The sequence below is a fragment of the Dictyoglomus turgidum DSM 6724 genome, from assembly GCF_000021645.1.
Lineage (GTDB): Bacteria > Dictyoglomota > Dictyoglomia > Dictyoglomales > Dictyoglomaceae > Dictyoglomus > Dictyoglomus turgidum.
In genome coordinates this window covers 1,329,347-1,343,493 of sequence record NC_011661.1, presented here as the reverse complement: position 1 = coordinate 1,343,493, position 14,147 = coordinate 1,329,347, and the positions used below count along the sequence as shown (strand labels likewise).

Here is a 14,147-nt window from a genome sequence, read left to right as displayed (position 1 = left end):
AAAAATGAATAGATACGAGCTTGCTCAGAAGATAGACCATACTCTTTTAAGGCCCAATATTTCTCTTTTGGATATTGAAAGACTGTGTAACGAAGCAAAAGAGTTCGGTTTTTATTCTGTATGTATAAATCCCTATTATATTCCTTATGCAAAAGAGTTACTAAAAGATACCAAAGTTAAGATATGTACAGTGATTGATTTTCCATTGGGAGCAAGTACTACTTCCATGAAAGTTTATCAAGTGAGGGAATCTCTTAAACTTGGAGCAGAAGAATTTGACATGGTTATAAATATTGGGGCTTTAAAAGACAAGAAAAGAGACTATTTGATATCTGAGATCAGAGAGGTAGTAAAAGCTGCAGAAGGCAAGGTAGTTAAGGTAATAATTGAGACGTGCTATTTGACAGATGAGGAGAAGATTTATGCTACTGAAATAATAAAAGAAGGTGGAGCCCATTTTGTTAAAACATCTACTGGTTTTGGTCCTCAAGGTGCTACTGTACAGGATGTTAGATTACTAAAATCTATTGCTGGTAATGACCTGAAGGTTAAAGCATCTGGAGGTATTAGAACCTTTGAACAAGCTTTAGAAATGATAAATGCAGGAGCAGATAGGATTGGAACCTCCAGTGGAGTGAGTATAATAAATGGGCTTGGAAAATAGGTATTATTATGAAGAGGGCATAATATTGTTTAAAAAAAAAGTAGGAGAGGGAGATCTTTTGTTAACAATTTACGGCAAAGAAAAGGGAAAATTTCTTGCCATAGCGAGAGGGGCTCTAAAGATTAAAAACCGTTTAAGGGGAAAAGTAAACATTTTTTCTATTGGAAAGGGGTATTTTGTAAAGAGAAGAGAGGTAGATCTTTTAATTTTCTGGGATTCTTATGAGAAGTTTTTTGAGATTATAAAAGATGTAGACAAATTTATTATCCTTTCCAAATATCTTAAAAAGGCTGATAAGTTTATACCATTAGAGGTCAAAGATTTAGAAATTTATGAGTACCTTTATAAATTTCTGAAAAATTGGAATTTAATAAATAAATATTCAGGAGATGTATTTTTGATAAAACTTTTACAAAAACTGGGGTATATTAGTAAGGTAGAACTAAAATGTAAAGGATGTGATAAAGATTTATTAAAAGATGAGTATGTTTATTTTGATTTAGATAATCGTAAAATTTACTGTGAAGATTGTAGGACGTTGAAGTCTCTGAAGATAAAGTCTGAAGAAGTTATTAAGTTTAATGAGATTTTAGATAGAACTTTTGATGAATTAATTATGGGAGAGACTGGTTTTAGTGATAAGATTTTTAATTTAATAGATAGAATGATAGAAAGAATTGAGCAGGAGGTATGAGTATGCTCTTTCAGGAAATAATATTTAAATTAAATGAATTTTGGCATAATCAGGGATGTATTATTCAACAACCTTATGATATTGAAGTAGGAGCAGGAACTATGAATCCTGCAACTTTTTTTAGGGTGCTTGGTCCTGAGCCTTGGTATGTAGCTTATGTGGAGCCTTCAAGAAGACCTACTGATGGAAGATATGGTGAGAATCCAAATAGACTACAGCACTATTATCAATATCAGGTAATCTTAAAACCCTCTCCTGCTGATGTTCAGGAAATTTACATTGAAAGTTTAAAGTATCTTGGAATAGAGATAGAAAAGCATGATATTAGGTTTGTAGAGGATAATTGGGAATCTCCAACCCTTGGAGCTTGGGGGATAGGATGGGAAGTTTGGCTTGATGGGATGGAGATTACTCAGTTTACTTATTTTCAACAGTGCGGTGGATTTGATCTTTTCCCTGTATCAGCAGAGATTACCTATGGACTTGAGCGTATTGCTATGTATATTCAGGGGGTAGATGATTTCAAAGCTATAAAATGGCAAGATAATGTGACCTACGGAGATGTTCATCTTCAAAGTGAGGTTGAGAACTGTATTTATAATTTTGAATTAGCAGATGTGGAAAGGCTTAGACTTTTATTTAATGAATATGAAAAAGAGGCAGAAAGGCTCTTAAATCAGGGTTTGACCTTTCCCGCTTACGATTATGTGTTAAAATGTTCTCATACTTTTAATCTGTTGGATGCAAGAGGAGCCATTAGCGTGGTACAAAGGAGTCAATATATATCTCGTATTAGGCGTCTTGCTGCAAGGGCTGCTGAAAATTATTTAAAGAGTAGAGAAGCTCTTGGTTTTCCTCTTCTCAACAAGGCATGGAGAAAGGAGGAGGCTCGACTTGGGTAAGAATTTTCTCTTAGAAATAGGAACTGAAGAAATGCCTGCCCATTTTCTGGATCCTGCTATAAAGCAGATTTATGATTTCTCTTTGAACTACTTTGAGAACCAGAAGATAAGTTTTGAAGATATTAAGACCTGGGCTACTCCCAGAAGGCTTGTGGTTTATATAAAGAATCTTAGTGAAAAACAGGAATCTCAAGAAGAAGAAATTAGAGGTCCTGCAGCTCATGTGGGATATAAAAATGGAGTATGGACAGAGGTTGCTAAAAGATTTGCAGAACAATATGGAGCATCCTTAGAGGCTCTCTATATAAAAGAAACCCCAAGAGGTAAATACATATTTTTAAAGAGGATTAAGGAGGGAGTAAATACTTTAGAAATACTTCCAGATTATGCTGTTTCTCTTTTAAAAAACATCAGATTTCCTAAAATGATGAAATGGGGAAATGTAGATTTTTATTTTGGCAGACCTATAAGATGGATCGTAGCATTGTATGGGAGTGAAGAGGTAAAGTTTGAAGTGGCAGGTGTGAAATCTTCAAGATATTCAAGACCACCAAGATTTTTGCCCCAAACTCCTATTGAAATAAAGGATGCTGATTCCTATATTGATTTGATGAAAGAAAATTATGTTATTGTAGATCAAAATGAAAGAAAAAACGAAATTTTGCGACATATTAAGGAGATCGCTAACAGCAATTCTTTGACTCTTTCTTATGATGAAGATCTCTTAGAGGAAGTTACCTATCTTGTGGAATATCCTACTGCTCTTTTAGGTCAATTTGATAGCAAATATTTAACTCTTCCTGAAATTGTACTTATTGTTACCATGGAAAAGAAACAAAGATATTTTCCTTTGAGAGATAAAGAAGGAAATTTAATTAACAAGTTTATTGTGATAAGAAATGGGACAGAAAATTATAAGGAAGTAGTGATACAAGGGAATGAAAAGGTGCTAAAGGCAAGGCTTGCTGATGCGGAGTACTATTATAATGAGGATATAAGGTGTCCCTTAGAGAAATACTCTGAAAAACTGTCAGGGATCATTTTTCAAGAACAGTTAGGGACTATTAAAGATAAAGTAGAAAGAGTAAGAATCCTTGTAAGAGAGATAGCAAATATTTTAGAGCTTAGTACTGAGGAGAAGGAAATTTTGGAAAGAGCAGTAGATCTTTATAAGGCTGATTTGGGAACCTTGATGGTCAGTGAATATCCTGAGTTACATGGTATCATGGGGAGTATTTATGCTAAAATTAGTGGAGAAAGAGAGCCTATACCTCAGATAATAGGGGAGTATATTTATCCTCGTACTTTAGAGGATCAGATTCCTAAAAATCCTCTTTCAACAGTTTTAGGAATTGCAGATAGAGTAGATAGTCTTACTGGATATTTTGCGTTAGATTTGTTTCCGACAGGATCTGAGGATCCTATAGGTCTAAGGAGAATAAGTGGGGGGCTTTTAAGACTTCTTTTAGAAACAGATTTCAAATTAAATTTGAGAAATCTTTTTATGAAATCCTTTGAGGTTTATAAATTTAGTGATAAATGTCCTATATCTCAGATTGAAAAAGGCATGCTCTTTATTGGACAAAGGTTGAGAAACCTTCTTTTAGATAAGTATCCCAATGATATAGTAGAAGCGGTGATGGAAGTAGGATATGATGAGTTATGGAAGTTGAAAAGAAGGGTAGACTTTATAAGGGAATTTAAAGAAAAGGACCCCTATGAAAAATTAAAGAGAGCATTAAATAGGCTTTATAGAATACTACCAAAGGATTTCAGTCCTAAGGAGATTAATGAAAACCTGTTTAATTCTCCTTTTGAAAAAGAGCTTTATAGAGATTATGTGAAAATTAATAAAGAAATTTCTAAAGAGATTTTAAAAGGTAATTATAAAGTCTTACTTGGTTATGATTTCCTAAAGGAATTTTCTGATCATATTGAAAGCTTCTTTGACCATGTTCTTGTCATGTCTCCTAATGAGGAGGAGAAGTTAAATCGTTTGTCTCTCCTTTTTGCAATAAAGTCTTTGTTTTGGGAAGTTTTGGATTGGAGTAAATTAAATTAGCTTTTTAAACTTTTATTAAAATAAGTTTCAGAGGGATTATGATATAATTCTTTAAGATAAATTTAAGAGCTTTAAAAAAATATAAAGGTAAGGAGGATGGAATATGTCAAAAAAGAGAGTATATCTATTTGAAGAGGCGGATGGTAAAAATCGTTTGCTTTTTGGCGGTAAGGGTGCTGGGCTTGCTGACATGACTAAAGCAGGACTTCCTGTTCCTCCAGGATTCATAATTACTACAGAAGTATGTAAGGAATATTATGAAAATGGTAAAAAGCTTCCAGAAGGACTAATGGAAGAAGTATTGGAAGCAATGAAAAAATTAGAGGAAAAAACCGGAAAGAAATTTGCCGATCCGGAAAATCCACTTCTTGTCTCTGTTAGGTCTGGTGCACCTGTTTCCATGCCAGGCATGATGGATACAATTTTAAACCTTGGTTTAAATGATGAGACAGTAGAAGGTCTTGCAAAAAGAAGTAACAATGAGAGATTTGCTTATGATTCCTATAGAAGATTTATTCAAATGTTTGGTAATGTGGTCTTAGGAATTCCTCATGAAAAATTTGAAGAAATTTTAGATCATTACAAAAAAGAACAGGGGGTTAAACTTGATAGTGAGCTTTCAGCTGATACGTTGAAAAAGGTAGTAGAGGCATATAAGGAGCTTGTAAAGAAAGAAACGGGAAAAGATTTCCCACAAAATCCTTATGAGCAACTTGAAATGGCGATTAGAGCAGTGTTTGATTCTTGGAACAACGAAAGGGCAATCATTTATAGGAAACTCCATAATATCCCTGAGGACTATGGTACTGCAGTAAATATTGTTACTATGGTATTTGGAAACATGGGGAATGATAGTGGGACAGGAGTAGCATTTACAAGAAACCCATCTACAGGCGAGAAAGAGTTTTATGGTGAGTATTTAACCAATGCACAGGGAGAAGATGTAGTAGCAGGTATTAGAACACCACAACCTATTTCTAAACTTGCTGAAGAGATGCCTGAAGTGTATAAGCAGCTTCTTGAAGTAAGAGATTTACTTGAAAAGTATTACCGAGATGTTCAAGATATTGAGTTTACTATTGAAAAAGGAAAGTTATATATGCTTCAAACGAGAAATGCAAAAAGAACTGCAAGGGCAGCGGTAAAAATTGCAGTAGATATGGTAAAAGAAGGCTTAATTACTAAAGAGGAGGCTATACTAAGGGTTTCTCCTGATCAAATAAATCAGCTTCTTCATGCCCAGATAGATCCTAATGCTCCAAAGAAAGTTATTGCAAAAGGTCTTCCAGCATCTCCTGGGGCTGCATCAGGTAAAGTAGTGTTTTCTTCTCGTGAAGCTGAAAAGAGAGGTAAAGAAGGAGAGAAAGTTATACTTGTCAGACCTGAGACAACTCCCGATGATATAGGCGGGCTTGCTGCTGCTCAGGGTGTGCTCACAAGTAGAGGTGGAATGACAAGTCATGCAGCAGTAGTGGCAAGAGGAATGGGTAAACCAGCAGTGGTAGGATGCGAAGCCATAAAAATAGATCTAAACAAGGAGGAATTCACAGTAGGAGATGTAGTAATCAAGAAAGATGATATTATAACTATAGATGGTTCTACTGGAGAAGTTATACTTGGAGAAGTCCCAATGATTCCACCCACATTAAGTGAGGAGCTTAAAGAGCTTCTTTCTTGGGCTGACGAGATAAGAAAGATTGGAGTAAGAGCTAATGCAGATACTCCTGAAGATGCACAAAAAGCCTTTGAGTACGGAGCAGAGGGTATTGGACTTGCAAGAACGGAACATATGTTCCTTGGAAATAGACTTCCCTTGGTTCAAGAAATGATTCTTGCAGAGACAGAAGAAGATAGGAGGAAAGCTCTTGATAAACTTCTTCCTGTTCAAAGAGAAGATTTCATTGGACTCTTTAAAGCAATGCAAGGAAAACCTGTAACTATAAGATTAATTGATCCTCCTCTTCATGAGTTCTTACCACCACTTTTAGATCTTACTGTAGAAGTAGAGCTGATGAAAGCAAAGGGAATCACGGGTAAAGAATTAGAAGAGAAAGAGAGACTCCTTTCGGTGGTAAGAAGATTGCATGAATTTAACCCAATGCTAGGATTTAGAGGGTGTAGATTGGGCATGGTATATCCAGAAATCTTTGAAATGCAAGTTAGAGCAATTATGGAAGCAGCAGTAGCAGTAGCCAAAGAAGGATTGCCTGTAAAACCAGAGATAATGATTCCTCTTGTGGCTTTAGAGTCCGAAATGAAAGTGTTAGGTGATCTTATCCATAGAGTAGCAAAACAGGTGATTGAGGAAAGTGGGGTCAATATTGAATATAAAGTTGGTACTATGATTGAAGTTCCGAGAGCAGCACTTATTGCAGATAAACTTGCAGGGGTTGCTCAATTCTTCTCTTTTGGAACTAATGATTTAACCCAGATGACCTTTGCATTCAGCCGTGATGATGCAGAAGGTAAATTCTTAGGAAGATATAGAGAGAAAGGATATGTGGAAGAGGATCCATTTGAACATTTAGATACTGAGGGTGTAGGAGAATTGATGAAGATAGCGGTTCAAAAAGGTAGAAGTACAAGACCCGATCTTAAAGTGGGTATATGTGGAGAACATGGTGGAGATCCAAAATCTATTGAGTTCTGTTATATTATTGGACTTGACTATGTAAGTTGTTCCCCATTTAGGGTGCCTGTGGCGAGATTAGCAGCTGCTCAAGCTACTTTAAAACATCAAAAGAAAATGGAGTTTGTAGATAGAACTGCTTAGAGAGGTGATAAAAGAAGGGGAGGGAAAAATTTCCCTCCCCTGAAAAATGACTATTAGGGAGAAATTAGAAGAAAGAGAAAAACTATTCTTGTCCCCATATGCAACCCTAAGTTGTAATAGTAAAGGTAGACTATTTTTTGAAGAAGAATGTTCTATAAGAACCCGTTTTCAAAGAGATAGAGACAGAATTATACATTCTAAAGCCTTCAGAAGGTTAAAACATAAGACGCAAGTATTTCTGGCTCCTGAAGGAGATCATTATAGAACTCGTTTGACTCATACCCTTGAAGTCTCTCAGATAGCAAGAACTATTGCGAGAGCTTTATTTTTAAATGAAGATTTAACGGAAGCTATAGCTTTAGGACATGATCTTGGACATACTCCTTTTGGACATATGGGAGAGGATGTTTTAGATGAGATTTCTAAATCCTATGGACTTTTAGGATTTTCTCATGCGGAGCAGAGTTTAAGGATTGTAGATAGGCTTGAAAATAATGGAAAGGGATTAAATCTAACCTATGAAGTTAGAATGGGCATTCTTCAACATAGCAAAGGACAGCAAGATTTTAGGAAATGTTTTGGGAGTCGAGTATGCGAGACTTTGGAAGCTGAAGTGGTTAGATTTTCTGATGTTATTGCTTATTTGAATCATGACCTTGATGATGCCATAAGGGCTGGTGTTATAAGAGAAAAAGACATTCCTAAAAAGGTGTTAGATGTTTTGGGAAGGACTCATAGAGAAAGAATTAATACTATGGTCCAAAATCTTGTGGCAAATAGTATTAATAAAGATAGATTGGTATTTGATTCTGAAATCCTTGATGCTATTGAGGAGATGAGAGCTTTTTTGTATGAGAAATTATATGTGAATCCACATGTGAAGTCTGAAAATGATAAAGTTAAATTATTATTAACAGGTCTCTTTGAATATTTTATGAAAAATCCTCAAAAGCTTCCTCAAAATCTTTCCGAGGAAGAGAATATTATAATAAAGATAAGAGATTTTTTAGCAGGAATGACTGATAGATATGCCATAGAGCTTTATGAGAATGTATTTATACCAAAACCATGGAGGTTTTTCTAAATGAGTCTTGCATGGGAAGATTTTGTGGAAGAGGTAAAACAAAGAGTTAACATAGTTGATGTCATATCAAGGTACGTAAATTTAAAAAAGACAGGAAAAAATTACGTAGGGTTGTGTCCTTTTCATCAAGAAAAAACTCCGTCTTTTTACGTTAGTCCTGATAAAGGGCTTTATCATTGCTTTGGATGTGGAGCAGCAGGAGATGTTTTTTCCTTTCTCATTAATTATAGAAATCTTACCTTTCGAGAAGCTTTGGAGGAACTTGCTCGAGAAGTTGGTTTGGAACTCCCAAAAAAAGATGAAAGGATTTCGGCTGAGGCTAATATTTTTTTAGAGATAAACAAGGCAGTAGCTACTTTCTATCACATATACCTTAATAGTAAATATGGGGCAGAGGGTAGGTTGTATTTAAAAAAAAGAGGTGTGTCATCAGAAATCCAAGAGAAATTTTTATTAGGCTATGCTCCTTTAAATCCAACCCTACTGTTAAAATATCTTGAGAAGAAGGGATTTTCAAAAGATGATATTCTTAAAGCAAAGGTACTTTATTTTATAAAAGATGAATGGAAGGATCCTTTTGCTGGGAGAGTTGTTTTTCCAATAATGAATCCAAGGGGAAAAGTTATAGGGTTTGGAGGTAGAACCCTAACAGGCGAGGAGCCAAAATATTTAAATTCTCCTGAAAGCGATCTCTTCAGTAAAGGAAAAAATCTGTATGCTTTATATCAGGCAAAGGAAAGCATTAAAAAGGAAGGAGAAGCTATTTTAGTAGAAGGATATATGGATGCTATTTCTCTCCACCAGGCAGGAATTACTAATGCAGTTGCCTCCTTGGGTACTGCATTTACTTCCCATCAAGCAAAACTGTTAAAGAGTTATACTAACAAAGTAATATTAGGATATGACCAAGATTCTGCAGGTTACCAAGCGGGAAAAAGAGCTTTATCTCTTCTTGAATTAGAGGGGCTTGAGGTTTATTGGCTTTCTTTGCCTCATGATGTAAAAGACCCAGATGAATTTGTTCAGAAGTATTCAAAAGAAGAATTTTTGAGGTTCGTTAAAGAAAGTAAAACATCCTTAGATTTTTTAATTGAAAATACCTTAAATCTTCCCATGAACTTTAAAGAAAAATTAGAAGAAATTATAGAAATATTGACATCTTCAATTCTTCGTAGTAAAAATATACTAGTCCAGCAGGAAAAAATAAAGCAATATCTCCCAGTAATAAGTAGGAAACTGGGAGTTCCCGAAGAGGGTCTTCAAAGAGAAATTCAAAAGCGGATTTTCTCTGATAGGAGTTATAGGAATGATGTTAAAATTGAGATAACACGTTATTTTGGAGTCTCAAAAACGGAGGAAGTACTTTTAGGTTTGATTCTTTTAAAGACAAATAATTCGCAGATTAGAAATATGAGTCCTGAAGACTTTTCCTTCCCATTGTATCAAGAAGTATTAAAAAAATGGAGAATTTGGGAAGGAACCTTAGAGGAATTTTTGAATTTATGGGATGAGGATAAAAGAGTACTTATAGATAGGGCGATATCGTCGGGAGAAGAGTTTATTAATCAAGAGGAAGTTATTCCCTTTTTATGGGATCATTTTCAAAAATTGAGGATAAAGAAGGAGATTAATAAACTAATTGAAGAACTATCTAAAGTAGAAGACCCTGCAAAAGAGAAGGAATTGATGGAAGAAATTTATTTCTTAAGAAGTCTTTTAGAAGTGAAGGATTAAAAAATAACTTTGAGGAGGAGATGATTTTATATGCCTAAAAAGAAAATTCAAAAGGTGACTCCTGAGGAAGTCCTTGCGGAGTTTCCATATCCTGAGGAAAGTATAGAAGAAGTTGAAGAATTTCTTGAAAGTCATGAGTTAGTAGATAATGAGGATCTTTATGTAGATGTTAAAGAAGATAAGCTTCCTGAAAGTGTGGAAGAGGAAGTTGAAATTCCTGAGGAAATTGAATTAGATGATCCTGTTAAAATGTATCTGAAAGAGATAGGAAAGATTCCTTTATTAACTCCTGAAGAAGAGATAGAACTTGCTAAGAGAGTGGAACAGGGAGATGAAGATGCGAAGAAAAGACTTATAGAGGCAAACTTAAGACTCGTAGTAAGTGTGGCTAAGAGATATATTGGAAGAGGGCTTTCTTTTCTGGATTTAATCCAAGAAGGAAATCTTGGTCTTATAAAGGCTGTAGAGAAATTTGATTGGAGAAAAGGATATAAGTTTTCTACCTATGCTACTTGGTGGATAAGACAGGCAATAACAAGAGCTATTGCTGATCAGGCGAGAACTATTCGTATTCCTGTTCATATGGTAGAAACTATGAACAAGATCCATAAGATTACAAGACTCCTTACCCAGAGCTTAGGTAGGAAACCTACAGAGGAGGACATAGCAAAATTCCTTGTCATACAGCAGAAGTTACAGGAATTTGAAGTATACCAGGAATCGGGTGAAAAGATTTCCGATGATGAGATTGTAGAAATTAGCATGTTGTCCTTGGATGAAATAGCTAAAAAACTTGTAGAATTGCACCTTAAGACAAAAGGAAAAAAGGAACTAACCAAAGAGAAGATAAATGAAGAAGCTAAAGAATTAAGACATGTACTTGAGGAGGAGATAAAACAGCAAACTGAAAAGGTAAGAGAAATTAGTATGATGGGACAGGAGCCTCTTTCTCTTGAAATGCCTGTAGGAGAAGATGAGGATAATAGGTTAGCTGATTTTGTAGAAAATAAAGATTTGAGTCCTGCAGATATTGCTGTACAGAAGTCTTTGAAAAAAGATATAGAAGAATTATTAAACGAACTTTCTGAACGAGAAAGAGAAATCTTAAAATTAAGATTTGGTTTAGAGGATAATCAACCAAGAACCTTAGAGGAGGTTGGTAAGTTATTTAATGTGACCAGGGAGAGAATAAGACAAATTGAGGCAAAAGCCTTAAGAAGGCTGAGACATCCAAGTAGGAGCAAGAAAATAAAAGATTATTTAGAAGATTAAAATCTTTTCAAGGAGGTGTATTTCAATAGATAAAGATTACAGGGTTAATGAGAAAATAAGAGCAAGGGAGATTAGGGTGGTTGATGAAGATGGAAAGCAATTAGGTATAATGCCAGTTAGTGAAGCTTTAAAACTTGCACGAGAAAGAAATCTCGATTTAGTAGAGGTAGCTCCTAATGCTAATCCTCCCGTATGTAAAATAATGGACTTTGGTAAGTTTAAGTATGAGCTTGCAAGAAAGGAAAAAGAAGCAAAGAAAAACCAAAAGATAGCCTCAGAAGTTAAAGAAATAAAAATAAGACCTAACATTGAAGAGCATGATTATCAAGTTAAGCTTAGGAAGATAAGAGAATTTCTTGAAAAAGGATATAAGGTACGTTTAATAATACTTTTCAAAGGAAGACAATTGATTTATAACGAGTGGGGTGATAAACTTTTAGAAAGAATTTTACAAGACATATCTGACTTGGGTACAGCCGAGAAAAAGGGGCAACAGGTGGGTATGTCTTTGGTTACTATGTTGATTCCAGGAAAGAAAACTTCTACAAAAAAAGCTGTATTAGAGGAGGTAAAAGATGAGTAAGCTTAAAACGAGATCTTCTGCGGCAAAAAGATTTAAAGTCACTGCTACTGGTAAAATTCTGCACAAAAAAGCTGGTAAAAGGCATAATTTAAGTAAAAAATCAGAATCCAGGAAGAGAAGACTTGATATTCCTGGGGAAATAAAAAGTGTGGATCGCTGGAAAGTTGAAAGGATGCTTCCATACAATTTATAAAAATAGGGGAGAGATGAAAGATGAGAGTAAAAGGTGGAACAATAACAAGAAAAAGGCATAAGAAGATACTGAAATTAGCAAAAGGTTACAGGGGTAGAAGAAGTAGAATTTTTAAGATTGCAAATCAATCAGTAATTAAAGCTCTATATGATGCTTATATTGATAGAAGAAGAAAAAAGAGAGAATTTAGAAGACTTTGGATTGTAAGAATAAATGCGGCTTTAAGAAATTATGGCTTATCTTACAGTAAATTCATGGGCTTGCTCAGAAAAGCAAATATAAAGCTTAATAGGAAAGTTCTTGCAGACTTGTGTGTAAATGAACCAAAGGCTTTTGAGGCATTGGTGAACAAAGTAAAATGAGATGAAGTTTATCTCCAGTCCTTCAAACGAAGTTATAAAGGAAGTAATAAAGCTCCATGATAAGAATAAGAGAAAAAAACTTAAAAAGTGTATAGTAGAAGGCTGGAGATTAATACAGGACGCAAAAGAAAATGGGATTTTTATTGAGAAGCTAATAATTTCAAAGAGTTTATGGAATAAGAGAAGAGACGAGATTTTAAAAAGTTTTTCTTCTTATGATTTATATATTGTAGAAGATAATTTAATGGAAAAAATATCCCTTATGGAAACACCCCCAGGTATTATGGGGGTGTTTCCATTATTTCTATTTCCTAAATGGGAACTTTTAGAGGAAAAGAATAATAAAATAGTACTTTTTTCTGATGATATACAAGATCCTGGAAATTTGGGAACTATTATCAGAATAGCTGATGGGGTAGGAGTAGATGCTGTTATTCTTAGTGAGAATACGGTAGATCCTTACAACTATAAAGTTATAAGGGGTTCAACGGGATCTATTTTTAGAGTTCCCATATGGGTTTCTGACAAGAAGACCTTTATAGAGTTTTTTAAAGGATGGAAGGTAATCATAGCAGATCCTAAGGGTAGTAAGGTATATTTTCAAGAAAACTTAAGGGAAAGTTTCGTTCTTATTCTTGGTAATGAAGCATGGGGAACTAGGAAAGAAAAATATATAGATTTAGATCCTATATTATTAAAAATTCCCTTAAGGGAAGGTGTAGATTCATTGAATGTTTCTATAGCAGCTTCAGTTTTTCTTTTTGAGGCTCAAAGACAAAGATATTTCGAAGGGGGAATAAAAGATGAATGAAGAGTATATTGAAAAGTTTAAGGAAGCAAAAGAAAAGATTCTTAGGGCTCAGAATTTGACTGAACTGGAAGAGGTTAAGAGAGTTTATTTAGGAAAGCAAGGATTTCTTACTCAGATTTTAAGATCCATAGGTAAAATGCCCCAAGAAGAGAGAGCTAAATGGGGAAGGCTTGCTAATGAATGGAAGGAAGAACTTGAGAGTCTATATGAGAATAAAGAGAAGGAATTAAAATATTTAACTTTGCAAAAGAAACTTGAAGAGGAAAAAATTGATATAACTTTACCAGGGAGGAGAAAAATTCTTGGAAGGATTCATCCTATAAATCAAGTTATAGAAGAAATAGTTATGGTATTCAAAGAAATGGGGTTTCAGGTAGTATATGGTCCGGAACTTGAGACAGATTACTATAATTTTACCGCGTTAAATATTCCTATGGATCATCCTGTAAGAGAATCTCATGATTCTTTTTATATAGATAAAGAGCATCTTTTAAGAACTCAAACCTCACCTGTGCAAATAAGGGTTATGGAGAATAAGAAACCACCTCTTAGAGTTGTAGCTCCGGGAAAGTGTTATAGAAGGGACATTCCTGATGCAACTCATAGTCCCATGTTTCATCAGATTGAGGGACTTGTAGTAGATACTGATGTAACCTTTGCAGAATTAAAAGGAGTACTTACTATTTTTGCTCATAGATTGTTTGGCAAAGATAGGAAAGTTTACTTTATTCCGAGCTATTTTCCCTTTACAGAACCAAGCGCAGAGATGTATGTGGAATGTGGTGTATGTAAAGGTGCAGGGTGTAAGGCTTGCGGATACTCAGGAGTTTTAGAAATTCTTGGATGTGGCATGGTTCATCCTCAAGTATTTAGAATTGTAGGGATTGATCCAGAAAAATACACTGGTTTTGCTTTTGGAATGGGGCCTGATAGAATAGCTATGCAAATTTATGGGATTGATGATATAAGACTTTTCTATGAAAACGATGTAAGATTTTTAAAACAATTTTAAA

13 protein-coding genes are annotated in these 14,147 nt (G+C 34.7%); all 13 read left to right on the top strand.

What is annotated here, in order from left to right:
- The first annotated feature begins 4 nt into the window (after window positions 1–4).
- The 13 genes from deoC (at window position 5) to pheS (ending at window position 14,146) form a co-directional block, all read left to right on the top strand.
- Window positions 5–664, top strand: coding sequence for a deoxyribose-phosphate aldolase (gene deoC / locus DTUR_RS06845; RefSeq protein ID WP_012583678.1), 660 nt, complete (start codon window positions 5–7; stop codon window positions 662–664).
- Window positions 648–1,358 carry a DNA repair protein RecO gene (recO, locus tag DTUR_RS06840; RefSeq protein ID WP_012583677.1) on the top strand — a complete coding sequence of 237 codons (711 nt, stop codon included), beginning with the start codon at window positions 648–650 and terminating at the stop codon, window positions 1,356–1,358. The genes deoC and recO overlap by 17 nt, the downstream gene beginning before the upstream one ends.
- 2 nt (window positions 1,359–1,360) lie before the next feature.
- Window positions 1,361–2,260, top strand: a complete 900-nt coding sequence (gene glyQ, locus DTUR_RS06835) for a glycine--tRNA ligase subunit alpha (RefSeq protein ID WP_012583676.1) — start codon at window positions 1,361–1,363, stop codon at window positions 2,258–2,260.
- The gene (gene glyS / locus DTUR_RS06830; RefSeq protein ID WP_012583675.1) at window positions 2,253–4,322 is read left to right on the top strand and encodes a glycine--tRNA ligase subunit beta; all 2,070 of its coding nucleotides are present in this window, start codon (window positions 2,253–2,255) and stop codon (window positions 4,320–4,322) included. Before glyQ ends, glyS begins: the two co-directional genes overlap by 8 nt.
- Before the next feature lie 103 nt (window positions 4,323–4,425).
- Entirely contained in the window at window positions 4,426–7,095 is a 2,670-nt protein-coding gene (gene ppdK / locus DTUR_RS06825; RefSeq protein WP_012583674.1) for a pyruvate, phosphate dikinase, read from the top strand.
- Between the two features lie 46 nt (window positions 7,096–7,141).
- Window positions 7,142–8,179 (top strand): deoxyguanosinetriphosphate triphosphohydrolase, encoded by a 1,038-nt coding sequence (locus DTUR_RS06820; RefSeq protein WP_012583673.1) that lies wholly within the window; start codon window positions 7,142–7,144, stop codon window positions 8,177–8,179.
- Complete coding sequence (gene dnaG, locus DTUR_RS06815; RefSeq protein ID WP_012583672.1) at window positions 8,180–9,913, top strand: DNA primase; 1,734 nt, start codon at window positions 8,180–8,182, stop codon at window positions 9,911–9,913. It begins immediately after the preceding gene.
- Between the two features lie 30 nt (window positions 9,914–9,943).
- Entirely contained in the window at window positions 9,944–11,185 is a 1,242-nt protein-coding gene (locus DTUR_RS06810; protein WP_012583671.1) for a sigma-70 family RNA polymerase sigma factor, read from the top strand.
- A gap of 25 nt (window positions 11,186–11,210) precedes the next feature.
- Window positions 11,211–11,768 carry a translation initiation factor IF-3 gene (infC, locus tag DTUR_RS06805; RefSeq protein WP_012583670.1) on the top strand — a complete coding sequence of 186 codons (558 nt, stop codon included), beginning with the start codon at window positions 11,211–11,213 and terminating at the stop codon, window positions 11,766–11,768.
- Window positions 11,761–11,961, top strand: a complete 201-nt coding sequence (gene rpmI / locus DTUR_RS06800) for a 50S ribosomal protein L35 (protein WP_012583669.1) — start codon at window positions 11,761–11,763, stop codon at window positions 11,959–11,961. Before infC ends, rpmI begins: the two co-directional genes overlap by 8 nt.
- Window positions 11,962–11,981: 20 nt before the next feature.
- Complete coding sequence (gene rplT, locus DTUR_RS06795; RefSeq protein ID WP_012583668.1) at window positions 11,982–12,323, top strand: 50S ribosomal protein L20; 342 nt, start codon at window positions 11,982–11,984, stop codon at window positions 12,321–12,323.
- 1 nt (window position 12,324) lies between these two features.
- Entirely contained in the window at window positions 12,325–13,134 is an 810-nt protein-coding gene (locus DTUR_RS06790) for a TrmH family RNA methyltransferase (RefSeq protein WP_012583667.1), read from the top strand.
- Entirely contained in the window at window positions 13,127–14,146 is a 1,020-nt protein-coding gene (gene pheS, locus DTUR_RS06785; RefSeq protein WP_012583666.1) for a phenylalanine--tRNA ligase subunit alpha, read from the top strand. Before DTUR_RS06790 ends, pheS begins: the two co-directional genes overlap by 8 nt.
- The last annotated feature ends 1 nt before the right edge of the window (window position 14,147 follow it).

What these genes read in the sequence shown, in the direction of transcription:
- deoC (WP_012583678.1), top strand. Translation starts at nt 5, where the DNA reads ATGAATAGATACGAGCTTGCTCAGAAGATAGACCATACTCTTTTAAGG.
- recO (WP_012583677.1), top strand. Translation starts at nt 648, where the DNA reads ATGGGCTTGGAAAATAGGTATTATTATGAAGAGGGCATAATATTGTTT.
- glyQ (WP_012583676.1), top strand. Translation starts at nt 1,361, where the DNA reads ATGCTCTTTCAGGAAATAATATTTAAATTAAATGAATTTTGGCATAAT.
- ppdK (WP_012583674.1), top strand. Translation starts at nt 4,426, where the DNA reads ATGTCAAAAAAGAGAGTATATCTATTTGAAGAGGCGGATGGTAAAAAT.
- DTUR_RS06820 (WP_012583673.1), top strand. Translation starts at nt 7,142, where the DNA reads ATGACTATTAGGGAGAAATTAGAAGAAAGAGAAAAACTATTCTTGTCC.
- dnaG (WP_012583672.1), top strand. Translation starts at nt 8,180, where the DNA reads ATGAGTCTTGCATGGGAAGATTTTGTGGAAGAGGTAAAACAAAGAGTT.
- DTUR_RS06810 (WP_012583671.1), top strand. Translation starts at nt 9,944, where the DNA reads ATGCCTAAAAAGAAAATTCAAAAGGTGACTCCTGAGGAAGTCCTTGCG.
- rpmI (WP_012583669.1), top strand. Translation starts at nt 11,761, where the DNA reads ATGAGTAAGCTTAAAACGAGATCTTCTGCGGCAAAAAGATTTAAAGTC.
- rplT (WP_012583668.1), top strand. Translation starts at nt 11,982, where the DNA reads ATGAGAGTAAAAGGTGGAACAATAACAAGAAAAAGGCATAAGAAGATA.
- DTUR_RS06790 (WP_012583667.1), top strand. Translation starts at nt 12,325, where the DNA reads ATGAAGTTTATCTCCAGTCCTTCAAACGAAGTTATAAAGGAAGTAATA.
- pheS (WP_012583666.1), top strand. Translation starts at nt 13,127, where the DNA reads ATGAATGAAGAGTATATTGAAAAGTTTAAGGAAGCAAAAGAAAAGATT.